The organism is Arcobacter defluvii (assembly GCF_013201725.1).
Taxonomy (GTDB): domain Bacteria; phylum Campylobacterota; class Campylobacteria; order Campylobacterales; family Arcobacteraceae; genus Aliarcobacter; species Aliarcobacter defluvii.
The window spans coordinates 2,014,186-2,039,500 of the sequence record NZ_CP053835.1; the positions used below are offsets into that span (position 1 = coordinate 2,014,186).

Below are 25,315 nucleotides of genomic sequence, written 5' to 3' on the forward strand. Positions count from 1 at the left end.
AAAAATGTCAATTTTTTTTAACCCAATAAAAGAATTTTCCGCAAAATATCTTTTAGAAATAAAAAATAAAAAAGAAGAATTAAAAACTATAAATAATGAAGGTTTTAGAAGTGCTAAAAAGATAATTGATTTTATAGGTCAAAACTATAAAACAAATGAGTTATATTTCGATACGGCTTTAGAAAATGAGATAAGTTTCTTTAAAACTTCAATCTATGGAATAGACTTAAAAAAAGTAGATTATAAAATAACAAATAAAAGAACAGTTATTGCTGGGATTGAAAGAGGGTTTAATGTAGAACATGCTTTAGGGATTCCAAAGTCTTTAGCGGAGGATAAACAGTTTAAATTCTTTTTTGCACCTTATACTGGAGCAGAATATTTGGAATATGATGCTAATACATTAGTAAGTAAATCAGAAAATTATATCTTCAACCTTTTCCCTAATGAAGCCTCTTATTATCAAGATAGGCAATTTGGACAATCTGCCCATAGTGCAAATTTTAAAGTGCATGTGATAGTTTTAAGTTCATTAGTCAATGCTAAATATGAGATACAAATAGATAGAGGAGTGAGTGAAAACTATATTATGAGAATAAGCAATATAGAGCAAATTAGCTTTACTCCTGAAGATAAACAATTTTTAGAAGGAAAAATGAAATGATACAAACATTAACTAAAGTACTATTATTTATATTTATTATTAGTTTTAGCGCTTGTGAGGATAAAGGCTCACAAAAAACCCAAACGCAAGAAGTACAATATAAAGCTACGTTACCTATGCCGGAATGGGACGATATTGCAGATAAAAATATTGATAAATATTGGCGAAGCCGTAATGCAGCCAAATCCGACCCAATCCCAGCAACCCAAATAGGTTATGCTTATGCAAATAAATTACAAGATTATGAAAAAGCTTTACAGTGGTTTGAATACTCAAACTCTATGAAACCAACAGCAGATAATTCTGCTTATGCGTGTTATGTACTTCAAGAAATGAAACAATATGATAAAGCTATCAAATGGTGTAATGACTCAATCATTCAAGAAAGCAATAAAGAAGCATTGTTTATGCTTGGGACTGTATATTATGATGTTGAACAATATAATAAAGCAATAGAATATTATAAATTATCTGCAAATAAAGGTTTTACAGATGCTTTAACAAATATAGGATATATCTATGAAGAAAAATTAAAAGATTATAAAGAAGCTGAACAATGGTACTTAAAAGCAGTAAAAGAAAAAAGCTATAAAGGATTTCATGGATTATCTTATCTATATTATTCAAAATTAAATAATAATGTAAAATCAAGTGCATATGCTATAGCTTTAATAGGAACAAAATATTCTCAACGTTCAGTTTTAAAGATACTTCAAAAAGAAAGAAAAATCCCAAATGAAACAATAAAAAAAGGTTATGAACTTCAACTAACATCAGATGAATTTCCTATTAAATTCAAAGGTGATTTAGGATTATGATAAAAGGCATAATAAAAGTAATTTTAGTAATATTTATAGTATTTAGTTTTAGTGCTTGTGAGGACAAATCTTCAAACAGTCAAGCAGAGAAAAAAGAAGAACAAGTAAAGTTTACCCCTAAACTAAAAATGCCTGAGTGGGATAAAGACGGAGGAAAGAAAATCTGGGATGAGTATAAAAATTGGCACGACGCAAAAAACGACCCAATCCCAGCAACCAAAATAGGATATGCCTATTCAGAAAAGTTACATGATTATGAAAAAGCTTTAGAATGGTACAAATATGCTGATTCAATGATTCCTTTAGGTGAAAACTCTTATTTTGCTTGTTATGCTTTACAACAACTAAAAAAATATGATGAAGCTATATCTTGGTGTCAAAAAGCTATTGATTTAAAATGGAATGAAGCTTTATTTAGAATGGGAGATATTTATAAAGAATTAAATAATTATGAGAAAGCTATTTCATACTATGAACAATCATTTGAAAAATCAAAAGATAAAATCTCTGCAAATAATTTAGGATTTATTTTTTCTAGAAAATTAAATAATTATCAAGAAGCTGAAAAATGGTATAAAAAAGCAATTAAGTTAGACAATTATGAATCATATAAAAATATTTCTAGTTTATACCATGAAAAATTAAAAGATGATATAAAAGCTTCAGCTTATGCAATTGCAGTAATAGATACAAAATATACAAAATCCTCAGTTTTAAGAGTTTTACAAAATGAAATGAAAATCCCAAATGAAACAATAAAAAAAGGATATGAACTTCAACTAAACTCTGATGAATTTCCTATTAAATTCAAAGGTGATTTAGGATTATGATAAAAGGCATAATAAAAGTAATTTTAGTAATATTTATAGTATTTAGTTTTAATGCTTGTGAGGACAAATCTTCACAAGAAAGCAAAAGCCAAGAAATAGTCTATATAGCAACTTTACCTATGCCAGAATGGGATGAAGTAGGTGGGAAGAAAATATGGGATGCATATAAAAATTGGCACGACGCCAAACATGACCCAATCCCAGCAACCCAAATAGGTTATGCTTATGCAAATAAATTACAAGATTATGAAAAAGCTTTACAGTGGTTTGAATACTCAAACTCTATGAAACCAACAGCAGATAATTCTGCTTATGCGTGTTATGTACTTCAAGAAATGAAACAATATGATAAAGCTATCAAATGGTGTAATGACTCAATCATTCAAGAAAGCAATAAAGAAGCATTGTTTATGCTTGGGACTGTATATGAAGATACACAAAAATATGATAAGGCAATAGAATATTATAAATTATCTGCAAATAAAGGTTATGTAAATGCAATGAATAACTTAGGGTTTGTTTATAATGAAAAATTAAAAGATTATAACCTAGCAGAACAATGGTATTTAAAAGCAGTAAAAAAAAGAAATTATACAGCTTTTAATAATATAGCTCTTTTTTATCATGAAGATTTACATGATGATATCAAAGCTTCTGCTTATGCTATAGCTTTAATAGGAAATAAATATAGTTATCAATCGGTTATGAATTTATTAAAAAAAGATTGGCAAATCCCAAATGATATTATTCAGAAAGGTTATGAACTTCAACTATCATCAGATGAATTTCCTATTAAATATAAAGAAAATCTAAATTTAGAGTAAATAAAAATGTCAATTTTTTTTAACCCAATAAAAGAATTTTCCGCAAAATATCTTTTAGAAATAAAAAATAAAAAAGAAGAATTAAAAACTATAAATAATGAAGGTTTTACAAGTGCTAAAAAGATAATTGATTTTATAGGTCAAAACTATAAAACAAATGAAAACTATTTTGAAACTGCCTTGGAAAATGAACTAAGCTTTTTTAAAACTAGCATATATGGTTTAGAAGTGAAAGAAACTGAGTATAAAATAGATAGAAGAATGTCAATAAATGGTATTGAGAGAAGTTTTAGAGTACATCATGCAATAAAGATTTCAAATACTTTAATTAATGATGTTAAATTCAAACTCTTTTTTACATCTTACAAAGGAAGTGAATATTTGAACATTACTAAAACTAGATTAATTGCCACTAATGGAGTTTTTAATCTTTTTCCTGATAATAATCCATATTATGATATAAATAATTTTGGATTTAATATTAAAAAAGTAGATTATAAAGCATATATTATTATCTTAAGTTCAATATTTAATGCTAAATATGAAATAACTTTAAGCGATAGTAACAAACAATCACCTAATATTGATATAGTAATAAGCAAAGTAAAACAAGTAAGTTTTACACCAGAAGATAAAGAATTTATAAAAGGAAAAAAAGATGATTCAAAAACTAACTAAATTAATTTTAATAAGCTTTCTAATAATATATTTCACTGCGTGTAATGATTCATTACAAAATAATAAGAATGAAAAAAATAAACAAATAGAATATAAGTCTAATTTACCAATGCCTGAACTTGAAGAAAAACATATAAATCAATATTTTAAACTATCAACAGTGATAAATGCAAAATCCGACCCAATCCCAGCAACCCAAATAGGTTATGCTTATGCAAATAAACTACAAGATTATGAAAAAGCTTTACAGTGGTTTGAATACTCAAACTCTATGAAACCAACAGCAGATAATTCTGCTTATGCGTGTAGTGCTTTACAACAATTAAAGCAATATGAAAAAGCATTAACATGGTGTAATAATGCCATAAGTCTAGGTAGTACACAAGTATTTATAGTTTTAGCTTCAATCTATAATGAACAAGAAAATTATCAAGAAACAGAAAAATGGCTTTTAAAGGCTTTTGATTCAAAAAATAAAGATGCACCAATATCATTAGGGTATTTGTATGCAAACAATTTAAAAGATTATGTAAAAGCAGAACAATATTATAAAGAAGCTATAAAAATAAGAGATTTAGAAGCATTTCATAATCTTTCAAGGCTGTATCATCATAATTTACATGATGATATCAAAGCTTCTGCTTATGCTATAGCTTTAATAGGAAATAAATATAGCTATCAATCGGTTATGAATTTATTAAAAAAAGATTGGCAAATCCCAAATGAAACAATAAAAAAAGGTTATGAATTACAATTAAATTCTCCTGAGTTTCCTATAAAATATAAAGGTGATTTAGGATTATGATAAAAGGCATAATAAAAGTAATTTTAGTAATATTTATAGTATTTAGTTTTAGTGCTTGTGAGGACAAATCTTCAAACAGTCAAGCAGAGAAAAAAGAAGAACAAGTAAAGTTTACCCCTAAACTAAAAATGCCTGAGTGGGATAAAGACGGAGGAAAGAAAATCTGGGATGAGTATAAAAATTGGCACGACGCAAAAAATGACCCAATCCCAGCGATGAAAATAGGATATGCCTATTCAGAAAAGTTACATGATTATGAAAAAGCTTTAGAATGGTACAAATATGCTGATTCAATGATTCCTTTAGGTGAAAACTCTTATTTTGCTTGTTATGCTTTACAACAACTAAAAAAATATGATGAAGCTATATCTTGGTGTCAAAAAGCTATTGATTTAAAATGGAATGAAGCTTTATATCAATTAGGAACTGTTTATTATAAAAAAAATGATTTTGATAATGCTTTAAAATGGTTTACTAAAGCATATGAAAAAGGAGAAAAAATTGCAGTAACTAGTATTGGACTTAGCAATACAAAACTTGGTAATATTCTAGAAGCTGAAAAATGGTACAAAAAAGGAGTTGAAGAAAGTAATGTAGACTCTTATCATAATATTGGAAGATTCTATTTCCATACAATGAAAGATAATCTAAAAGCGAGTGCTTATTCTATTGCATTAATAGATACAAAATATACTAAAAAATCTGTTTTAAGAGTTTTACAAGATGAATGGAAAATCCCAAATGATATTATTCAGAAAGGTTATGAACTTCAACTATCATCAGATGAATTTCCTATTAAATTCAAAGGTGATTTAGGATTATGATAAAAGGCATAATAAAAGTAATTTTATTACTATTACTAACTCTTACCTTTAGTGCTTGCGAAGAAAAATCTTCACAAGAAAGCAAAACCCAAGAAATAGTCTATATAGCAACTTTGTCTATGCCAGAATGGGATAAAATAGCAAAGAGTAAACTTGATGGTTACACTGCAAATTGGCACGACGCAAAACATGACCCAATCCCAGCAACCCAAATAGGTTATGCTTATGCAAATAAATTACAAGATTATGAAAAAGCTTTAGAGTGGTTTGAATACTCAAACTCAATGAAACCAACAGCAGATAATTCTGCTTATGCGTGTTATGTGCTTCAAGAAATGAAACAATATGATAAAGCTATCAAATGGTGTAATGACTCAATCATTCAAGAAAGCAATAAAGAAGCATTGTTTATGCTTGGGACTGTATATTATGATGTTGAACAATATAATAAAGCAATAGAATATTATAAATTATCTGCAAATAAAGGTTTTACAGATGCTTTAACAAATATAGGATATATCTATGAAGAAAAATTAAAAGATTATAAAGAAGCTGAACAATGGTACTTAAAAGCAGTAAAAGAAAAAAGCTATAAAGGATTTCATGGATTATCTTATCTATATTATTCAAAATTAAATGATAATGTAAAATCAAGTGCATATGCTATAGCTTTAATAGGAACAAAATATTCTCAACGTTCAGTTTTAAAGATACTTCAAAAAGAAAGAAAAATCCCAAATGATATTATTCAGAAAGGATATGAACTTCAACTATCATCAGATGAATTTCCTATTAAATTCAAAGGTGATTTAGGATTATGATAAAAGGCATAATAAAAGTAATTTTATTACTATTACTAACTCTTACCTTTAGTGCTTGCGAAGAAAAATTTTCACAGAATACTCAAGTAAATAAAGAAGAAAAAAAAGAACAAGTAATATATACTCCAAGATTGCCTATTCCAGAGTGGGATAAGATAGCCAAACAAAATATCAACAACTATTGGAGTAATTGGCACGACGCCAAACACGACCCAATCCCAGCAACCCAAATAGGTTATGCTTATGCAAATAAACTACAAGATTATGAAAAAGCTTTACAGTGGTTTGAATACTCAAACTCTATGAAACCAACAGCAGATAATTCTGCTTATGCGTGTAGTGCTTTACAACAATTAAAGCAATATGAAAAAGCATTAACATGGTGTAATAATGCCATAAGTCTAGGTAGTACACAAGTATTTATAGTTTTAGCTTCAATCTATAATGAACAAGAAAATTATCAAGAAACAGAAAAATGGCTTTTAAAGGCTTTTGATTCAAAAAATAAAGATGCACCAATATCATTAGGGTATTTGTATGCAAACAATTTAAAAGATTATGTAAAAGCAGAACAATATTATAAAGAAGCTATAAAAATAAGAGATTTAGAAGCATTTCATAATCTTTCAAGGCTGTATCATCATAATTTACATGATGATATCAAAGCTTCTGCTTATGCTATAGCTTTAATAGGAAATAAATATAGTTATCAATCGGTTATGAATTTATTAAAAAAAGATTGGCAAATCCCAAATGATATTATTCAGAAAGGTTATGAACTTCAACTATCATCAGATGAATTTCCTATTAAATATAAAGAAAATCTAAATCTAGAGTAAATAAAAATGTCAATTTTTTTTAACCCAATAAAAGTGTATATCTGTAATAACAAAACATCTTGTAAAAACCAAGATGATTAGTTATACTCCTAAAGAATCATAAAAAATGGTGTCATAAAATAATTGACAATAATTTTTAGGAGAAATTGTCTTATGTCAAATGAAGTCTAAGTAATTTAGCATCAATTTAAACTAAAAAACAAAAAAAGGATTTATCCTTTTTTTGTTTTATTTATAATATCTCCCTACACACTCTAAAATATCTATTTTTATAACAGCTGTTCCATTTATCATTTTAGAAGGTAACTCTTTATCTACTAAGTGAGGTGTGAATTTTGCAACAATAGAAGATAAAGCCATCTTTTTTTCATCAAAATCACTGACTAAAGAGGCTTTTCCTTCTACAATAATACTATTAAATTCTGTATTTACATCGCAAGGATTTTCAACTCCTTCATAAAGAAGAGAAAGCATTTCATCTACCTCAAAACATACATTTGAATTGAATTTAATATTATCTATTTTTTTTCCTTTTGGTAATCCATGCATATATATTTTATTATCAACATAAACAAAATGCATAGGCAAAACATATGGAAAACCATTTGAAGAAAAAGTACCTAATCTTCCAACTTCTGCTCTTTTAAATAAATCATCTATTTGTTCTTTTGTCAAAAGATGTGTTTTTGTTCTATGTCTCATAATAATCTTCCTTTAAATATAAATAGGAAATTGTTTAGATAAAAATTCTAAATCTTTTTTTATTTGTAGGTGTTTTTCTTTATTTTCTATATCATCTAAAACATCACAAATTTTATTTGCTATAAATTCAAACTCTTTTTCTTTCATACCTCTTGTTGTAAGAGCTGGACTTCCTATTCTAATACCTGAAGTTATAAAAGGACTTCTTTTTTCATTTGGAACGCTATTTTTATTTATAGAAATTCCTGCATCATGTAAAGCAAACTGAGCATCTTTTCCACTAAAATCTTTATTTAGTAAAGAGACTAAAACTAGATGATTATCTGTTCCATTTGAGATTAATTCATATCCTCTTTTTATCAATACATCAGCAATTATTTTTGCATTTGCTTTTACTTGTTTCGCATACTCTTTCCACTCTTTTGATAAGTTATATTTAAATCCAACTGCTTTTGCTGCAATAGTATTCATCAAAGGACCACCTTGCGTTCCAGGGAAAATTGCACTATTGATTTTTGACATTAACTCTTCATCATTACTTAAAATAACTCCTCCTCTTGGTCCTGCTAAAGTTTTATGCGTTGTAGTAGTAACCACATGAGCATAAGGAAATGGATTCATATGTTCACCAGCCACAATAAGTCCAGCTATATGAGCAACATCAGCTAAGAAATAAGCCCCAACAATATCTGCAATTTCTCTAAATCTTTTAAAATCTATCTCTCTTGCATATGCAGAAGCTCCACAAACTATCATTTTTGGTTTGATTACTTTTGCAATTTCTAAAACTTTTTCATAATCAATATATCCATTTTCATCTAAACCATAAAAAAAACTTTGATAGTTTTTCCCTGAAAAATTCACTTTTGAACCATGAGTTAGATGTCCACCGCAAGATAAATCCATTCCTAAAATAGTATCTCCATGATTTAACAATGCCATATAAACAGCTGCATTTGCTTGACTTCCTGAATGTGGCTGAACATTTGCATATTTACATGAAAATAACTCACAAACTCGACTTATAGCCAATTCTTCAACTCTATCAACATATTCACAACCACTATAATATCTCTTATTTGGGTAACCTTCTGCATATTTATTTGTAAAAACCGTACCTAATGTTTCCATAACAGCTGGTATTGTAAAATTTTCACTAGCAATCATCTCTAAATATTCATTTTGCCTATTTAGCTCTTGCGTGGCTAAATTATAAATTTCGTTATCAAAATTTTTTAAACTATTCATTTTCTTTTTTCCTCTTTTAAAATTTCTATTAATGAACTCTCAAATCTTTCAAAACCTTGTTTTATCTCTTTTTTTGAGATATTTAAAGCAGGCAAAAATCTGATTATATTTTTCCCTGATTTTAAAACTAAAACACCTTTTTTTAGTGATTTTTTTACTATTTCATCAAGTTTATTTTCATCATTTAAAACAAGTCCTTGCATAAATCCCCAACCATTTTTTTGTAAAAATAAAGATGGATATTTATCTACAAAATAGTGTAAATAGTTATTGAAATATTTTATATTTACTTCTAACTTTCCACTATTTGAATACTCTTCTAAAATATTTAAAACTTTAGTGCAAACTGTAGTTGACATATGATTTCCACCAAAAGTAGAACCATGGTCACCAGCTTTAAAAATATTTTTTAAACTTGTCATCATAACTCCTATTGGAATACCAGTCGATAGGCCTTTTGCTAAAGTTATAATATCTGGTTTGATTCCAAAATATTGGGAAATCAAAAAGTTACCACTTCTATAAACTCCTGTTTGTACCTCATCAATAATCAAAAGCAATTTTTTACTTTTTAAGATAGTTTCCAACTCTTTTATTTTGTGAACATCTTGCATAAATATTCCGCCCTCACCTTGAATTAATTCAAGCATCACGGCAACTGTACTTTCATCTATTAGTGTTATTGCTTCATTTATATCTTTTGCATAAACAAATCCTTCGGGATATGGTCCAAAAAATTTATGTTTATCTTCTTGGGCTGTTGCTTTTAAAGTAGCAATTGTTCGCCCATGAAAAGAGTTTTTTATAGTAATAATTTTATATTTTGCTTTAGCAAATTCTGTATTTCCATATTTTCTAGCTAGTTTAATAGCACTTTCATTTGATTCTGCTCCACTATTACAAAAAAAACATTGCATATCAAGATTGCTTAATTCAACTATTTTTTTTGCACATTTTTCTTGTGATTTTATTCGATAAATATTTGAAGTATGTAAAATATTTTTTGCTTGTTCTTTTATAGTTTTTACAACTTCTTTATTTGCATATCCTAAACTATTTACACCAATTCCTGATGTAAAATCGACATAATCTTTTCCTTCTTCATCATATAAAATAGATTTTTTCCCTTTTACAAAACTTACATCTAATCTTTTGTATAAAGGCAATAAATATTCATCTTCTTTCATTTTTATTCCTTATGTGTGATAATGAGAAAATTGTTCATCTTTATCTTTTAATTTATATCTTTTTTCAAGTGATGTTAAAAATGCTTTTCCCAAATCTTCACAATTTAAAGCTTCTTGTGTTAAGTTTTCATCTAACATGGGATTTATCATCAATTGATTTAATTTTTCAATTGTCAAATTTGGATTTTTCCTTGTTTGTAAAATAACCTCATCATCTTTACAAATAAATCCCTCTTCTAAAACTTTTGCATACCAGCCTGTAAGACCACTATCAAAAATAAACTTCGTCATAATTTTTTTATTTGTATTTGCACTCAATTTCCAACAAGGTTGCCTTGGTTGTGTTATTTGAACTAAACTTTCTCCAATTTGCAGTACATCTCCAACACAAATATCTTTTTCACAAATATCAGATAAGATAATATTTTCTCCAAAATAAGCCATATCTGTCATATCAAAACTATCACTAAAAAAAGAGTTTATTTTTTCATATGTGAGTTCTGAAAACAAAAACAAAGCTTTATTTTCTCCACCATGATGAAGTAAATCAGCTTGAAAATCATCTTTAAAACCTGTTTTTGTAAGATATGATTTTTCTATTGGATATTTTTTTATACCTGAAATCAACTCTTGACGTTTACTATTTTCCAGTTTTGTAGTAGTTACAATTCCAACTTTTACATATAAAACATTTGCAATTTTTTTACTCATGAAAATGCTCCAATTTTTTTAATAATTGTATCAGTTAAAAAAAATCAATATGTGACTTTTATCACACTTTTTTATTTTTGTTAGGGAAATGATTATTTAGGAAAGAAGTCTAATAATTTAAATGAAATCTAAATCATTTTCTTGAAATTTTATAAAAGTTTCCAAAAATTCTTCATTTAAAATTATTATTTCATTTTTATTTTTTTTAATAGCTTTATATTCAATAAAAAAACTAATAGCTCTTGAAACAGATTCACGTGTGGTATTTAAAAGGCTAGACATTTCAGTTATAGAAATATATTGTAAATAAGTTTTATGTTCTAATAAAAACATTGCACATTTTACTTTTGTGTTTACAGAAGTGATTGTACTAATAGTTCTTTGTAAAAACCTTACTTTACTTATCATCGCTCTTTGAAAGATTTTATTTAATTCATCTTTTGAAAAATTTGAATTGTTCAACGAAGTTCTACTTATAACTACTGCTTTTCCATTTGTCACAAACTTTGCACTTAAAGCGTAGTTTTTTTCTTCTAAAAAAGAGATTTCTCCTATAAACATTCTAGGGAAAAAATAATGAAATATTTTTTCCCTTTTATTTTCAAATATTCCACCTTTTACAAATCCAGAAAGAATGATATAAAAATTATTTGCTTTTTCATTTTCATAAAATAAAATAGCACCTTCATCATAACTTTTTATTTGTCCAATTTTTTTAAAAAGTTCTATCTCTTCATTTGTTAATTCAAAAAACATCTAAATCTCGATACTGTAAAAACAAAAAAATTCTTCATCTTTTTTTAAACTATTTATTCCTTTTTTTTCTTCTAGTTTTTGATTTGAATTTTTATCATCAGCAACTCCAAACCAAGGTTCTATACATAAAAAAGGTGCACCACTTGGTTTTGACCAAATACCTAAATATGGAAAATTATCGAAATTTACTTTTATAAACTTTTCATTTTTAACACTTTTAAAAACAACTTGTTTGATATTTGAATCTTCAAATACCAAAGCATCATCTTTAAAAAGTTCTTCATTTAAAAATAATTTATTATTTTCAAGCTTCAAATCATCACTTTTAAAAAGAAGTCCTTTTTCATCTAAAAAATATCTTTTTATTTTATCAACTTCAAATTCTAAAAAATAATCTTCTTTTTTTTCATTTTCATCTAAAGTCCAATTAAAAGCAGGATGAGCGCCAATTGAAAAAAGGATTTTTTCATCACTTTTATTTACAACTTTATAGGAGATAATCAAACTACTTTTTTCAAGTTTATACGATAAATACAACTCAAAAGAAAAAGGATAAATTTCAAAACTCTTTTCGTCACTACAAAGTCTAAACTCTATAAAGTTTTCTTTTTTATTTACAACTTCAAATTCTTTATCTCTGGCAATTCCATGTTGTGACATACTATATTTTTTATCTTTATAAAAATAACTATCCTCTTTTAGTCTTCCAACTATTGGAAAAAGTATAGGAGAATGTCTAGCCCAATATTTACTATTTGCTTGCCAAATATATTCACAACTATTATCTATTTTTTGTAAGCTATTTAATTCAGCACCAAATGAGTTGATTTTTACTTTTAAAAAATCATTTTTTAACTCAAAGGTCAATTTATGATTCCTTCTGTCTTTAAAGCTTCCAAAGTGATTGCTTTTCTTTTTGCTAAATCTTCTTTAGTATTTGTATCTATATTTAAAGCAAAAAACCAAACATCATCTTTTGTTTCAACATAACCAACATACCAACCATATTTACCTTCCCATCCAGTTTTTGCTCTTATGATATAATTGTCATTTTTTTCATCAATCATAATTTCTTTTAAAAGTTCCATATCTTCTTTTTTGAAAGGCAAATCATTTAAATACAATCTTTTTAAAAATTTTATCTCACCAAAAGCACTGATTTTCAAACTCTCATCTAACCAAAAGTTTTTTACATCATCACCTAAAGTTTTATTTCCATAATCAATATCTTCTAAATATTTTTTATATTTTTCAACTCCAATTTTTGAAGCAAACTCTTGATAACACCAAACACAAGAGTTTTTAAAAGCAGATAGTAAAGTTTGATTTTTATTCCACGAATCAAATTCTCTTACTTTTTTATCCCAAACTATTATAGAATCTTTGTTTACAACACCTTCTTTTAAAGCGATTAAAGTATTTGGAATTTTAAACGTTGAAGCAGGAGAAAAAAAACTATCTGCTCTTTCATCATTATAAATATAAATCTTTTTTTTATTTAAAGATTCAATTACAATCGTACCTTCAACTTTTTTTTCATCAAATATTTTTTTTAGTTCTAAATCTTCTGCAAAAAGATTTGCAGAAATTATTAAAAAAAATAAAACACTAATTTTTTTAAACATAATTTACCTTTTCTTAATTTTTTCGATTTTAACAAAATTTATTGATGATTATTATTAATATTGACAAAATTAAAAATCTTAAATTAATTATTTTTAAATCTAGAATTAGTTCTTCTATTTTTTGAAGTGTTTGATGAAGGTTCATTTTTTTTAGAATCAAATCTATTTTTACTTTTTGATTTTATAGATGAACTTTCATCTTTTTTCTTTCCAAAATGTTTTTTTGGATTCTCTTTTTGATTTGTATTAGATTTACTTCTATTCCCTTTATTTCCTATTGGTTCAGCTTTAATATTTGGATTTACTTTAAATCCTGCAACTTCAATCTTTTTAATTTTTTGTTTAATTAATCTTTCAATTCCAAACAAATATTCATGTTCATCTATACAAACTAAAGAGATAGCCACACCTTCATTTCCAGCTCGCCCTGTTCTTCCAATTCTATGAACATAATCTTCTGCAACATTTGGTAATTCAAAATTTATTACATGAGGAAGTTGGTCTATGTCAATTCCTCTTGCAGCAATATCAGTTGCAACTAATATTCTTACTTTTCCCTCTTTAAAATCATCCAATGCCTTTGTTCTTGCACCTTGTGATTTATTTCCATGAATTGCAGCAGATGTTATATTTTCTTTTATTAAAGCTTCGCTTAGTTTATTTGCACCATGTTTTGTTCTTGTGAAAACTAAAACTTGTTTCCAATCATTTTTATTAATCAAATGAATTAAAAGCTCTTTTTTTCTTTCTCTATCAACATGATGAACTATTTGTTGAACTTTATGTGAAGTGCTATTTGCTTTTGCAACTTCAATTAAAATAGGAGATTTAAGTAAACCATCGGCTAATTTTTTTATTTCAGTTGAAAAAGTTGCCGAAAAAAGTAGATTTTGTCTTTGTTTTGGCAAAATTGCTAAAATCTTTTTAATATCATTTATAAATCCCATATCAAGCATTCTATCTGCTTCATCTAAAATCAAAAATTCAATTTTTGATAGATTTAAACTATCTTGAGAGATTAAATCTATCAATCTTCCTGGAGTTGCAATAATAATATCAACACCTTTTTTTAAAAGAGCTTTTTGAGGATTTATTCCAACTCCTCCAAAAATTACTGCTGATTTAAAAGGAAGATATTTTCCATAAGTTTCTACACTTTGTGCAACTTGAGCTGCAAGTTCTCTTGTGGGAGTTAAAATCAAAGCTTTTGGATATTTTGAATCTTTTGAAGTTGATTTTGTTAATCTTTGAAGCAATGGAAGTGTAAAACCAGCTGTTTTTCCCGTACCTGTTTGAGCACCTGCTAAAACATCTTTTTTTGATAAAATTACAGGAATAGATTGCGCTTGTATAGGAGTTGGAGTTGTATATCCTTCTTCTTTAATTGCACGAAGAATTTCTGAACATAAACCTAATTTTGAAAATGACATAAGTACCTTATTTTTATAAACCTACAAAAGTTATAAACTTAAGTTACGGTCTAGGTTGAATAATTTGAGTTTAGTTGAGTTGTAAATTGAATACAAAAACGAAGTCAGGCATAGACCGATGTATGCTGAAATTGTGGGATTATATCATAATTATTGGATTAAAAGTGTTAAAAGAATTTAAAAGAAAAGTTTAAACAAAAGAATAATTATTTTCTTATCTTTTATTGATATAATTTAGTCAAATAATAATCAAGGTTTTTTATGGAATTAGTTTATTTATGGGTTGAAGAGTATAAAAATATTGAGAATCAGGGGTTTAGATTTTCGCCGAGGTTTGAATTTCATTATGATAAAGATTCAAAAAAGTTAACAAAAGTCAGAGATGAAAGTACAACTTATAAAAGTATTTTTCCTGATAATATTAATATTACGGCTATTGTTGGAGAAAATGGAACAGGAAAGAGTAGTTTATTAAAATTGATTCATAAAAATCTTTTAATTTGGAAAGGTTCTGGTTTTGCAATATTTAAAGATAAAAACGATGAAATATTATATTCAGGAGAAGTAGAAGATTATCCTATTCTTGAAGATTATAAAAAATTATGTTCTAATAATAAAAAGATTGATTTCCCTTTTTTTGAATATTCATTTACTTATGATAGAGATATAGACTATAACAATGAATTTATTTATCCTAAAAAACAAATCAATTCAATAAAAGGTGGTATCCATTTAATAAATGAGTTATTTCGTAATCAGAAAAATATTCTATTAAATTATTTTGATTTAAAAGAAACTAAACAATTAGATAAATTTGAATCTTTTTTTATTCCTAAAACAATAAATATATTTTTTGATATAGAAACTGTTAAGCAAAATGATAAATATCCAAGTTTAACAAAAGAGTCAAAAAGTAATTTAGCTAAATTAAAAAGCTTGATTTATCCAAATCTTGCTACTACTGATTTTATCAATGAAGTAAAAGAAATATCAAAATTATTAACAAATAGAAATTCATATGAGGAAAGGACTAATGAATTTGATTATTTTAATCCAGAATTTGAATTTCAATTAGGTAAATATGATACTCAAGAAGAAGAGTATAATAATTTATGGAAAAACTCTCAAAAATCTTTCATTGAATTAAATAATCTTTCAGAAACAAAAGTTATAAAATTAGTTAATTCTAATGAGAAATGGCTTAATGAATCTAATTTACTTATTTATTCATTTGATATTGAAAAATTAGATTCTAAAATAATTGAAATTATAATGGCAAGTTTTTCATCATACCAATTTACTATACAACTTTGTGATAACAATAATAAGGCATTAAATGATTTAAGTTTTGGAGAACAGCAATTACTATTTATACTAAATCAGTTATATTCACTAAAGAATAAAGTAGATGAAAATAAAAGCCTTGAAAATAACATTGTTCTGTTGGATGAAATTGATATTGGATTACATCCTATGTGGCAAAAAAAATCAATTAATTATATTTGTGAATTTCTAAAACTACTTCCAAATATAAATTTTCATCTCATTTTTGCAACACATTCTCCATTTATACTTTCAGATATTCCAAAAGAAAATGTGATATTTTTAGAAAAATACAAAGAAAATGATGAAGAAGTAAAAAACGAAAATCAAAAAGTTGGTAACTGTAAAAATGTAAGTAAAGATATAGAACTCAATACCTTTGGAGCAAACATTCATACTTTACTTTCAAATGGCTTTTTTATGAGTGAGGGGCTTATGGGTGAGTTTGCCCAAAATAAAATAAATAATGTAATAAAAAAATTAAAAGATAAAAATTACAATCCATCAAAAAATGAAAAAGAAAATATTTTAGCTATCATAAAAATTATAGGCGAAGATTTTTTAAGAACAAAACTTTTAGATATGTATTATAAAAAATTTGATGATGATTTTATAAAAAAACAACGAAAAGAAGAGTTACTAGAACAACAAGAAAAAATTAAAAAAGAATTGGAAAATTTATGATAAAAATTCCATATCCAAATCAGCAAACTTTAGATACTTATTTTGATGAAATTAAAATAGAACTTTTAAAAAAAGTTAGATATATAAAATCTCAAAAAGATATTAGCATTGATAAAAAAAAATTTCGAGTTACAAACAAAATAAAAAAGATACTTGTGTGGTTAGAGAATGAAAGTAATTTAAAAAAATTGATTCAGTTTAAACCAAATGAGTTAGCTTCTTTAATAGAAAATGTTTATAAGAAATTTCCTAAGTCACATTACAAAAAAGAAAGTTTAAATAGAATCTTTTACAGAATTTTTGTAGAAGCGGGATATAACGAAATAGATAAATTAAAATTTATTCAAAATATAAATCTTGGAAGCTGTCCTTATTGCAATAGAAACTATATATTTAATATAAATAGGAAAGGATCTATAAAACCTGAAATTGACCATTTGTATCCAAAATCTATATATCCTTATCTAGCAGTTTCTTATTTTAATTTAATTCCATCTTGTCCTACTTGTAACGGTTTTGGTGCAAAAGAAGATAAAGATACCTTTTATACTTATCCTATTTCTAATCCTTATGAATTAAAAGAAAATGATTTCAAATTTTCAATTAGTCCAGAAAGTATTGATTTTTTTAATGTTGAAAGCAAAAAATATGATTTCAATAGTTTTGAAATAGAATTATATGGTAATAAAGCAAATTTAGAAATTTTTAAATTGGAAGAATTATATAAACAACACAAAGATATAGTTTTGGAACTTTTAATAAAAAAAGCTTATTATCCTAAAAGTTACATCAAAGAATTAAAAAGATTTGGTTTTAGTGAAGATGAAATTTATAGATATTTATTATGCAATTACAGAAAAAATGAAGACCTCCACAAACGACCACTTAGTAAACTTATAAAAGATATTTCTGAAGAGATAGGGATTATATAGTTTTTTTTAATCTATTTTTTCCCCATTAACTCACTAAATATTTTACCCAAATTTACAGTTTCATTTTTTGGAAGTTCCACATCTATTGCAAGATTTGGAAACTCTAAAATTGCACTTTTTACTTCTTCAATTATTTGTTTATACTCTTTGATTCCGTGTTTTAATGCTAGTTTTTCAAGATGATTTATTGTTGGATTTTTTCCCTCATTTAAGTATGTAGTGCTGTGTTCAGTTACCACTCCATAAGAAAAAGTCAAATCATAAGCAGGGGTGAGTTTCCAAGAATTTTTTTCATCCAACATAAAAGAGAAGTTTTTGGCATGGTCGTCACGATTATGTGTAAAAAGATTAAAAACTGCTAATCTGAAAAGTTTTTTTACTTCATTTATATCTTTTGTAAGATGAAAACATAAAGTTAATAAATCATCATAATCAAGTGATGGAATTCTAAAATCACTATGAACTAATCCAGCTACACTATGAATATGCAATCTATTATCTTTTATTCTATCAAATCTTTTTATTGCAAAATAGCTATTTTTTTTGCCTTTTAGCAACTTTGTTTCAGGTATTTCAATATTTGCTTTTTTTGCCATCAAAGAGTAGATATACTCTATTTTTCCAATATTTAATCCATCATTTGAGTTTGGAAATTTAATTATATAATGTTCAAAACCCTCTATTAATTTTTGACTTCCATGAAGTATTTCATTTTTATTGTTTAATTGAGTCATAATTTTTGGTCTAGCTCCTGCACTACTTCCACCAATTGCCAATAATGTATCAAGAAGTTCATAACTAGAGCCATTTAAAATATTAATTGAAGAGTTTGCTAAATCATCTAAAATAATCTCTTGATTTTTCGTCTCTATCTCTTCATATATTGGTTCATAACTTAATGCTCCTATACCATATTTTCCAACATAACACAATCTATCAAGTGGTGTAATATCGTGAAAATTTATCCCTTTTGACATTAAGTGTCTGTCTAAAAGTAATTTTCCCCAACCATCAGGCAAACTATCTGCAAAAACTCCAAATAAACCATCAAAAATATTGTCATTACAAACTTGTAACTCTTTTTTTAATGGCAAAATATAAGGAGAAATTTGAATATCTTTTTTTATAAAATTCTCATCATATTCAAAATATATTTTTCTATTTTTAAGTGCTAACTTTCCAACAAAGATTTTGTTATTAAAATGATTTAAAAATACATTTACAGTTTTTATCATTTTATAGCTCCTCTTTTTTTGATTGGTTTTACTTTTAATAAATCATCCATAGAATCGTATTGTTCATCTTTTTTATTTGCAATATTTTTAAAATCATCTAAACAATTTAAGACTAATGCAATTTTTAGTAAAGATTCAAAAGAGATTTCGCCACTTGTTTCAAACCTTTTGATACTACCAAGACTTACTCCACTTTTGTTGGAAAGTCCTTCTTGTGTTAGGTTTAAAGATAATCTTTTTTGTTTGAATTTATCTTTTAAATCTTGCATTATAGATTTTGGTGTTGAGATATTAATAGCTAACATATTAGTCCTAAAATAGATATTTTAGTTATTATAGCTAAAATATTATCTATTAATACTTTTATTTGGATGGATTTTTATGCTTCTTCCGTCACATAAAAAGTAGTTTTACCATTTTTAGGGTCATAATTTACACCATCTTTTGAGATATATGTATTTATGATTTTTCTAGCTTTTTTAAATGAACTTGCATTTCCTATCTCTTCTCTTTTATCAGCTGGTGTGATTACAGTTTTGTCATAACCTTTTGCAAATTTTTTAGCAATACTTGGGTCTTGAAATGTATACTTAACAATATCAATATCTCTTTTTACATCTATTGTTGCTTTTTTCTTTTCATCTTCAAATCTTAAAATTCTATTTCCGTTTGATGAGATTTTCATTGTAGTTGCTGTTTCGATATTTTCTGTGTCTTCAACTATCACATACTCTTTTCCATTTATTAATAATATTTCATCATCTATTTTTTTAATCTCTTTAATTATTGTTTTTTTACCTTTTGCCATTTATAAACCTTTACATATTTTTATATTGATTTCGTATTGTAGCTAATATTTACGCCCTATTCTTGGAATATTTTTTTTTTGGCTATACTGTAAACCTTTATATAGAAAAAATTAATATGAATCGAGAAGAAAAAATTAAATGAATTTACTATCAAAAAACTCTCCCGTTGAACAATCAATTTTAAAAATGAAAGCAGTATTAAAAGATGTAGGTTGTGAAGCCTCTTTTTCACAAGAAAAACATCCTTTAGAAAACTGTTTTTCAGTAAACTTAGCTTCAAATGAAGCCCCAAATCATATCTATTCAAATGGAAAAGGAACAATCTCAGATGCTTCAATAGCAAGTGCTTATGGAGAATATATCGAAAGATTACAAACTAACAACTTTTTTATAGATTTCCACCTTCCAAATAGAAAATATTATCCTGATGAAGTTGCTTTTGATTTTGATGGAGATTATTTAAACCCTGAATTAAAAAAAATCTATGATGCAGATGGTGAATTAGAACCAAAAGATTTAGTTGATTTTAACAGCGACTATATGGACAAAATCGTAGCGTTGCCATTTATCAAAGAATCAACAAAAGAAAAAACATATATTCCAATAAATATTTTAAGTAACCTTTTTGTAAGTAACGGTCTGGCTACTGGTAACACTGCAAATGAAGCAAAAGTTCAAGCTCTTAGTGAAATCTTTGAAAGATATGCAAAAATCGCTATCATCAAAGAAGGTTATGCACTTCCAAAGTTTCCAGATGAAGTTGTAAAATCATTTCCAAAAGTTTATAAAGATGTAGAAGCTTTAAGAGAGTTAGGTTATATCATCGAAGTTTTGGATGCAAGTCTTGGTGGAATTTTCCCCGTAACTGCAATTTCACTAATAAACACTAAAAATAATACTCTATTTGTATCATTTGGAGCTCACCCTATTTTAGAAGTAAGTTTAGAGCGAACTATGACAGAACTTATGCAAGGAAGAGATTTAACAAATCTTGATGCTTTTGAAATTCCTACTTTTGATATGAGTTTAGTAGCTGATAGTTTTAACTTAGAAGCTCACTTTATTGATTCAAATGGAAAGTTAGGTTTTCCATTTTTAAGTGCTAAAAAAAGTTTTGAATATGCTCCTTGGAAATATGAGGGAAATGGAAGTGATGATGAATACGCATTTTTACTTGATATTTTAAAATCTCAGAATAGAGAAATGTATGTAAGAGAATATACATATTTAGACTTTTACTCTTGTCAAATGATTGTTCCAAATTTTTCAGAAGTTTATCCACTTGATGATATGGTTTACAACAACAAAAACAACGGAAAATTAATCCGAGATATGGTTTTAAACTTTGAAAAATATGATGCAAATGATATTTTAGATGTAATTGACAGTCTTGATGATTCACTAAATATGCAACTTTACATTGGTGTGATTTTTGAAGAAAACTTTACAATGCAAGATTTTAAAGCTCAAATGTTACTTCTTTTAGAAGAGTATGATGATGCTTTAGAAATTTTGGAGTTTTCAAATAATAAACTAGGACATTTAGTAGCTCAACTTCTTAGAATGCAAAATGATGAATTAGAATGGAATGATTATGAAGAATCACTTTTTAATATTTATGGAGAAGAAAAAATTCAAAAAGCTGTAAATATATTAGAAGGAAAAGAGTATTTAATAAATAGAACTTTACATCAAGATTATAAAAATATGTTAAGTATGTTTGATAAACTTGAAGTTAAAAAAAGAGCTTTTTATAAAATTTAATTTGATATAATCCCCTAAAATACAAAGTCAAGGAAAATAAAAATGCAATACATAGAAGTATCAAATAAAAGTGTACAAGAAGTAGTTGATAGTATCAAAGAGACCGCAACAAAATATAAATTTGGGGTTATGCATATTCATAATATTAAAGAGACACTAAAATCAAAAGGTATTGATTTCAAAAATGAATGCCAAGTTCTTGATATTTGTAACCCAGTTATTGCAGAAGGATTTTTAAAAGAAGATATCTCTCTTTCTTGTATCATGCCTTGTAAAATATCTATTTATACTTTAGATGGTGAAACTATGATTGCAATGAATTCTTTAGTTCAATTAGTTGATGATATAAATCCAGATTTAGTTGGAATTGCACAAAAAACTCAAGAGCAACTCTTAAAAATTATTGATGAATCAATATAAGTAGGAATTAATGGAAATAATTTATAAAATATTTGAAGTTGGCATTGTTTTATTTTTCATATATATGATTATAAAAATTTTTAGATGTAAATTTGGAAAATGTAATTTAAAATAAAGAAAGAAAATGATTAATCCTTTAGAAATAAATACAATAAATAGTGTTTCACAACTAATACAACTTTCAGTTGCTCCTGTTTTTTTACTTGCAGGAGTTGCAGGACTTTTAAATGTTTTTACAGGAAGATTATCGAGAATTATAGATAAAGTTGATAAATTAGATAAATATGAAAATGAAAATTTAGAATTATTAAAAAATAGTAATGAAATTCATTCTAAAATAGAACAAAGAAGAAAGTTTTTAACTATGAGAATGAAAAATACAAATTTAGCTATTTTATTTTGTACAAGTACTGGTTTATTAATTGCTTTAGTCATTGTAACAATGTTTTTAAGTGCTATATTTGAATTTCAAGACTCTTTGCTTATTGCAATTCTTTTCATTTCAGCTATGGTTTGTTTGATTATATCTTTGTTTTTATTTTTGAGAGAAATTTTCTATACAACTTCTTTTATAAAAAATAAACAAAGCTATATTCCATAATAAAAGAAGTCTATAGCTTTAGACTTCATCTTGATTAACTTTTAGAAATTTGATTTTTGCATTATCAATTTTGTTTTTTCTATATTTAATCCAGCTTTAGAACTTGCATCTTCTAAACTTTCATTATTTTCTAAAAGTCTAAATAAAACTTTGATTTTTTTGTTTGTTTTTATATGTGTAATTGACATATTATTTTTCCTTTTTTTCTTCAATTTAATGAAGTTATTAAAAGATAAAAATGAGCTTGTTGTCTAAATGAGTAATATTAACAGTGTGAGAATCAATAAAAGGCAAATAACAGATGAAACTCGAATTCATCTCATGTGGACACAGTATAACTGAATAAAAAAATAAAAGCAAGGATTAGAGTTTAATTAAACTCTAATCGAATCTTTTCCATCAAATTCTTTAGAATCAGCTTGCGTTATAATACTATTTGATATATCAAGAGTTTGCTGAGCTATTGTATTTGCTTCTGAAGCACTTTGTGCATTTAATTGAGTTATTTGATCTAAATTATTAACTGCATCATTTATTTGAACCATTCCTGTTGCTTGTTCTTTACTTGCTGTTGTAACATTTTCAATTAACTCTAATGTTGTCGAAATATTTTTATTCAATTCAGTATATCCAACAATCATATCAGATGCTATTTTTTTACCTTCTTCTGTTTTTCTTTGAGCATTTTCTACTAAATCTTTTATCTGTTTTGCAGCTTCTGCACTCCTACTTGCAAGTGTTCTTACTTCTCCTGCAACAACCGCAAAACCTTTTCCAGCTTCTCCAGCAGTTGCAGCTTCAACTGCTGCATTAAGTGAAAGAATATTTGTTTGAAAAGCAATTTGATCGATAACTGTTATTGCTTCTGTAATTGCAGATGTTTGAGAATTTATCTCTTCCATAGAAATTACTGTTTTATCTGCTAATTTTTGTCCTAATGAAATTGATTCTTTAACTTTATTCCCAAAATTTGCCATTTTTATAGTTGTTTCATTATTATTTGTAATATTAGAAGTTATCTCTTCAAGTGATGCAGCTGTTTCTTCCAAAGAAGCTGCTTGTGAATTTGCTGCACTTGCAATTTTATTCATATTTTCACTTAAACTATGTGCATTTTTACCTAATAAAATTCCTGATTTTTTATTTTCTACTAAAGTGTCTGTAATAACTTTTCCCAAAATATTTATATTTTCTTCTAATTCTTTTATTATTCCTTCCAAATTATTTTGAGCTAATTTTGGTCTAAAATCTAATTTTGAATATGAAGTTAAAATATTTAAAATATTTGATATATTACTATTTAAAGTAAAAAGCATTTCATTGATAATATTTTTTAAATCATTTAGCGTCGGATTATTTGAACCAACTTCAATTTTTATATCTAAATGTCCTTTATTAATTGCATTTGTAACTCTAATTGCATCTGATATTAACTTTCTATCTTTTTGAATATTTATCTTAGTTTCTTCTATATTTTTATTTATAATTCTTGACATTTTTCCTAATTCATCTTCTGAATCAATTTTTATCAACTCTATATCATCTTTTTCAAAATTTATAAAAGCAAAAAAGTTTTCAACTCCTTTTCTAACAGAATCAACATCAATTAGGATTGTAAAAGCAATAGTTCTTGCTAAAATCATAGTTAAAGCTATACCAAAAGCACTTAAAAGTCCAAAAATAATCATATTTTTATTTGCTTCATCTATTTCGCTTCTAATAGTTTTAAGTAAGGTATCAGATAAATAATTTTCTACTTTTTTTAATAGATTTATTTTTTCTGTAATTGTTTTAAACCAATAATTTGCATCAATATTAAAATTTGTTTCTAAGCCATCATATAAAGCTATTTTTCTCATTTTTTCAACTTCTTCTATTGATTTATCCTGCATAGTTGTTTTATAAAATTCTATTATCTTTTTATCACTAACTTTTAAAAATACATCCATATAAGCATTTTGTTCAGCAATCAAAATATAAAATTTTGCCTTCATTCCTTTATCAAATGCATTTTTTGCAAATACATTTGTACCAACTGCTCGTTCAATACCAGCTCTTTCTTTTGATAATAAAAAGTTCATATAAGATACAAGTTCATGTGATACATTAGCATTATGTGATACATTTATGATTGTTCCAATCATATTTAACAATAATCTATTTATATCTGTATAAAATGCAATTGCAGTGGAAGTATCAATATTTAAAGCACTTACTTCTTTTCTAATATCTGGCAATTTTTCAAGCTTTGTCAAAGCACTATTTAGGTTTTCTAAAAATTCTGAACTATATGAGTTTTTATCAAAAGAGATTAAATATTCATTTAAATCTGTCAACTCTTTATCAACCATTACTCTTTGTGCTGATAATTCATCTTTAAATTTTTCTGCTTTGCTTCCTAAAAAGCCTGATGTCATACCTCTTTCTTTTTGTGTTTCATGAACCAAAGCACCTATTTTTGTAGAAAGAATTACTACATTATCCAATGAACTTAAATTTCTTGAAGCACTAAAAGAATCTACTGCTAATTTTGCTGCTAATAATATAACAACAACTAAAGGAATTAGCATTATTAAGATAAGTTTCTGTTTTATTGATAGTCTTGAAAGCATTTGAACTCCTTTTGATATTTAAATTCATTATAACAAAAAAAAAGATTATTTATTCATTTTATAATGTCAATGATTATAATTTTATCTCTTAAATAATTTATTTTTAAATTCTTATTTTTCTAAAAAGCAAGCACTATATATTTTTTTTGTATACTTCCAAAAAACTTAAAAAG

At 26.0% G+C, this 25,315-nt stretch carries 27 protein-coding genes; 14 read left to right on the forward strand and 13 right to left on the reverse strand.

Annotated elements, in window-relative coordinates:
• The first annotated feature begins 4 nt into the window (after positions 1-4).
• Genes ADFLV_RS10040 through ADFLV_RS10080 form a run of 9 tightly spaced genes read left to right on the forward strand, consistent with a single transcriptional unit; the run spans position 5 to position 7,103 of the window.
• Positions 5-664, forward strand: coding sequence for a hypothetical protein (locus ADFLV_RS10040; protein ID WP_129012247.1), 660 nt, complete (start codon positions 5-7; stop codon positions 662-664).
• Positions 661-1,482, forward strand: coding sequence for a tetratricopeptide repeat protein (locus ADFLV_RS10045; protein WP_172658787.1), 822 nt, complete (start codon positions 661-663; stop codon positions 1,480-1,482). The genes ADFLV_RS10040 and ADFLV_RS10045 overlap by 4 nt, the downstream gene beginning before the upstream one ends.
• Positions 1,479-2,312: a tetratricopeptide repeat protein gene (locus ADFLV_RS10050; RefSeq protein ID WP_129012245.1), complete on the forward strand. Its 834-nt coding sequence runs from the start codon at positions 1,479-1,481 to the stop codon at positions 2,310-2,312. The genes ADFLV_RS10045 and ADFLV_RS10050 overlap by 4 nt, the downstream gene beginning before the upstream one ends.
• Positions 2,309-3,136 carry a tetratricopeptide repeat protein gene (locus tag ADFLV_RS10055; protein ID WP_172658788.1) on the forward strand — a complete coding sequence of 276 codons (828 nt, stop codon included), beginning with the start codon at positions 2,309-2,311 and terminating at the stop codon, positions 3,134-3,136. Before ADFLV_RS10050 ends, ADFLV_RS10055 begins: the two co-directional genes overlap by 4 nt.
• A gap of 6 nt (positions 3,137-3,142) precedes the next feature.
• Complete coding sequence (locus ADFLV_RS10060; protein ID WP_129012249.1) at positions 3,143-3,814, forward strand: hypothetical protein; 672 nt, start codon at positions 3,143-3,145, stop codon at positions 3,812-3,814.
• Complete coding sequence (locus tag ADFLV_RS10065; RefSeq protein WP_172658789.1) at positions 3,795-4,619, forward strand: tetratricopeptide repeat protein; 825 nt, start codon at positions 3,795-3,797, stop codon at positions 4,617-4,619. The genes ADFLV_RS10060 and ADFLV_RS10065 overlap by 20 nt, the downstream gene beginning before the upstream one ends.
• Positions 4,616-5,443 carry a tetratricopeptide repeat protein gene (locus ADFLV_RS10070; protein WP_172658790.1) on the forward strand — a complete coding sequence of 276 codons (828 nt, stop codon included), beginning with the start codon at positions 4,616-4,618 and terminating at the stop codon, positions 5,441-5,443. Before ADFLV_RS10065 ends, ADFLV_RS10070 begins: the two co-directional genes overlap by 4 nt.
• The gene (locus tag ADFLV_RS10075) at positions 5,440-6,264 is read left to right on the forward strand and encodes a tetratricopeptide repeat protein (RefSeq protein WP_172658791.1); all 825 of its coding nucleotides are present in this window, start codon (positions 5,440-5,442) and stop codon (positions 6,262-6,264) included. The genes ADFLV_RS10070 and ADFLV_RS10075 overlap by 4 nt, the downstream gene beginning before the upstream one ends.
• Positions 6,261-7,103, forward strand: a complete 843-nt coding sequence (locus tag ADFLV_RS10080; RefSeq protein WP_172658792.1) for a tetratricopeptide repeat protein — start codon at positions 6,261-6,263, stop codon at positions 7,101-7,103. The genes ADFLV_RS10075 and ADFLV_RS10080 overlap by 4 nt, the downstream gene beginning before the upstream one ends.
• A 228-nt stretch (positions 7,104-7,331) precedes the next feature.
• Here the strand turns inward: ADFLV_RS10080 and ADFLV_RS10085 are convergent, their stop codons facing one another.
• The 8 genes from ADFLV_RS10085 to ADFLV_RS10120 all read right to left on the reverse strand — a co-directional run bounded on the left by ADFLV_RS10085 (position 7,332) and on the right by ADFLV_RS10120 (position 14,762).
• Positions 7,332-7,805 carry a pyridoxamine 5'-phosphate oxidase family protein gene (locus ADFLV_RS10085; protein ID WP_014474664.1) on the reverse strand — a complete coding sequence of 158 codons (474 nt, stop codon included), beginning with the start codon at positions 7,803-7,805 and terminating at the stop codon, positions 7,332-7,334.
• A gap of 12 nt (positions 7,806-7,817) precedes the next feature.
• Positions 7,818-9,053, reverse strand: a complete 1,236-nt coding sequence (locus ADFLV_RS10090) for a serine hydroxymethyltransferase (protein WP_129011962.1) — start codon at positions 9,051-9,053, stop codon at positions 7,818-7,820.
• Positions 9,050-10,240, reverse strand: a complete 1,191-nt coding sequence (locus ADFLV_RS10095; RefSeq protein WP_129011963.1) for an aspartate aminotransferase family protein — start codon at positions 10,238-10,240, stop codon at positions 9,050-9,052. Before ADFLV_RS10095 ends, ADFLV_RS10090 begins: the two co-directional genes overlap by 4 nt.
• A 9-nt stretch (positions 10,241-10,249) precedes the next feature.
• Complete coding sequence (locus ADFLV_RS10100; protein WP_129011964.1) at positions 10,250-10,951, reverse strand: MOSC domain-containing protein; 702 nt, start codon at positions 10,949-10,951, stop codon at positions 10,250-10,252.
• 117 nt (positions 10,952-11,068) lie between these two features.
• Entirely contained in the window at positions 11,069-11,707 is a 639-nt protein-coding gene (locus ADFLV_RS10105; protein WP_014474668.1) for a Crp/Fnr family transcriptional regulator, read from the reverse strand.
• On the reverse strand, positions 11,708-12,574 hold the full coding sequence (locus ADFLV_RS10110; RefSeq protein WP_129011965.1) for an aldose 1-epimerase family protein: 867 nt from the start codon (positions 12,572-12,574) through the stop codon (positions 11,708-11,710).
• Positions 12,571-13,332, reverse strand: a complete 762-nt coding sequence (blaOXA, locus tag ADFLV_RS10115; protein ID WP_129011966.1) for a class D beta-lactamase — start codon at positions 13,330-13,332, stop codon at positions 12,571-12,573. Before blaOXA ends, ADFLV_RS10110 begins: the two co-directional genes overlap by 4 nt.
• Positions 13,333-13,415: 83 nt before the next feature.
• Complete coding sequence (locus ADFLV_RS10120) at positions 13,416-14,762, reverse strand: DEAD/DEAH box helicase (protein WP_129011967.1); 1,347 nt, start codon at positions 14,760-14,762, stop codon at positions 13,416-13,418.
• Positions 14,763-15,023: 261 nt separating this feature from the next.
• Here ADFLV_RS10120 and ADFLV_RS10125 point away from each other — a divergent pair, with 261 nt between their 5' ends.
• Together ADFLV_RS10125 and ADFLV_RS10130 are read left to right on the forward strand one after the other, a co-directional pair.
• Positions 15,024-16,769, forward strand: a complete 1,746-nt coding sequence (locus ADFLV_RS10125; protein ID WP_129011968.1) for an AAA family ATPase — start codon at positions 15,024-15,026, stop codon at positions 16,767-16,769.
• A complete protein-coding gene (locus ADFLV_RS10130; RefSeq protein ID WP_129011969.1) occupies positions 16,766-17,701 on the forward strand; it encodes a hypothetical protein in 936 nt (311 codons plus the stop codon). Before ADFLV_RS10125 ends, ADFLV_RS10130 begins: the two co-directional genes overlap by 4 nt.
• A gap of 11 nt (positions 17,702-17,712) precedes the next feature.
• Here the strand turns inward: ADFLV_RS10130 and ADFLV_RS10135 are convergent, their stop codons facing one another.
• From ADFLV_RS10135 to ADFLV_RS10145, 3 genes are all read right to left on the reverse strand, one after another.
• The gene (locus ADFLV_RS10135) at positions 17,713-18,936 is read right to left on the reverse strand and encodes a type II toxin-antitoxin system HipA family toxin (protein ID WP_129011970.1); all 1,224 of its coding nucleotides are present in this window, start codon (positions 18,934-18,936) and stop codon (positions 17,713-17,715) included.
• Positions 18,933-19,241, reverse strand: coding sequence for a helix-turn-helix domain-containing protein (locus ADFLV_RS10140; protein WP_129011971.1), 309 nt, complete (start codon positions 19,239-19,241; stop codon positions 18,933-18,935). The genes ADFLV_RS10135 and ADFLV_RS10140 overlap by 4 nt, the downstream gene beginning before the upstream one ends.
• A gap of 74 nt (positions 19,242-19,315) precedes the next feature.
• Positions 19,316-19,744: a hypothetical protein gene (locus ADFLV_RS10145; protein WP_014474676.1), complete on the reverse strand. Its 429-nt coding sequence runs from the start codon at positions 19,742-19,744 to the stop codon at positions 19,316-19,318.
• Between the two features lie 139 nt (positions 19,745-19,883).
• Here ADFLV_RS10145 and ADFLV_RS10150 point away from each other — a divergent pair, with 139 nt between their 5' ends.
• The 3 genes from ADFLV_RS10150 to ADFLV_RS10160 all read left to right on the forward strand — a co-directional run bounded on the left by ADFLV_RS10150 (position 19,884) and on the right by ADFLV_RS10160 (position 22,530).
• A complete protein-coding gene (locus ADFLV_RS10150; protein WP_129011972.1) occupies positions 19,884-21,509 on the forward strand; it encodes a YcaO-like family protein in 1,626 nt (541 codons plus the stop codon).
• A gap of 42 nt (positions 21,510-21,551) precedes the next feature.
• Positions 21,552-21,929 (forward strand): DUF302 domain-containing protein, encoded by a 378-nt coding sequence (locus ADFLV_RS10155; RefSeq protein ID WP_014474678.1) that lies wholly within the window; start codon positions 21,552-21,554, stop codon positions 21,927-21,929.
• A gap of 124 nt (positions 21,930-22,053) precedes the next feature.
• Positions 22,054-22,530, forward strand: a complete 477-nt coding sequence (locus tag ADFLV_RS10160) for a DUF2721 domain-containing protein (RefSeq protein ID WP_014474679.1) — start codon at positions 22,054-22,056, stop codon at positions 22,528-22,530.
• A gap of 41 nt (positions 22,531-22,571) precedes the next feature.
• Here the strand turns inward: ADFLV_RS10160 and ADFLV_RS10165 are convergent, their stop codons facing one another.
• Both ADFLV_RS10165 and ADFLV_RS10170 read right to left on the reverse strand, forming a co-directional pair.
• Entirely contained in the window at positions 22,572-22,718 is a 147-nt protein-coding gene (locus ADFLV_RS10165; protein ID WP_164968540.1) for a hypothetical protein, read from the reverse strand.
• Between the two features lie 186 nt (positions 22,719-22,904).
• Entirely contained in the window at positions 22,905-25,142 is a 2,238-nt protein-coding gene (locus tag ADFLV_RS10170) for a methyl-accepting chemotaxis protein (protein WP_014474681.1), read from the reverse strand.
• Between the last annotated feature and the right edge of the window lie 173 nt (positions 25,143-25,315).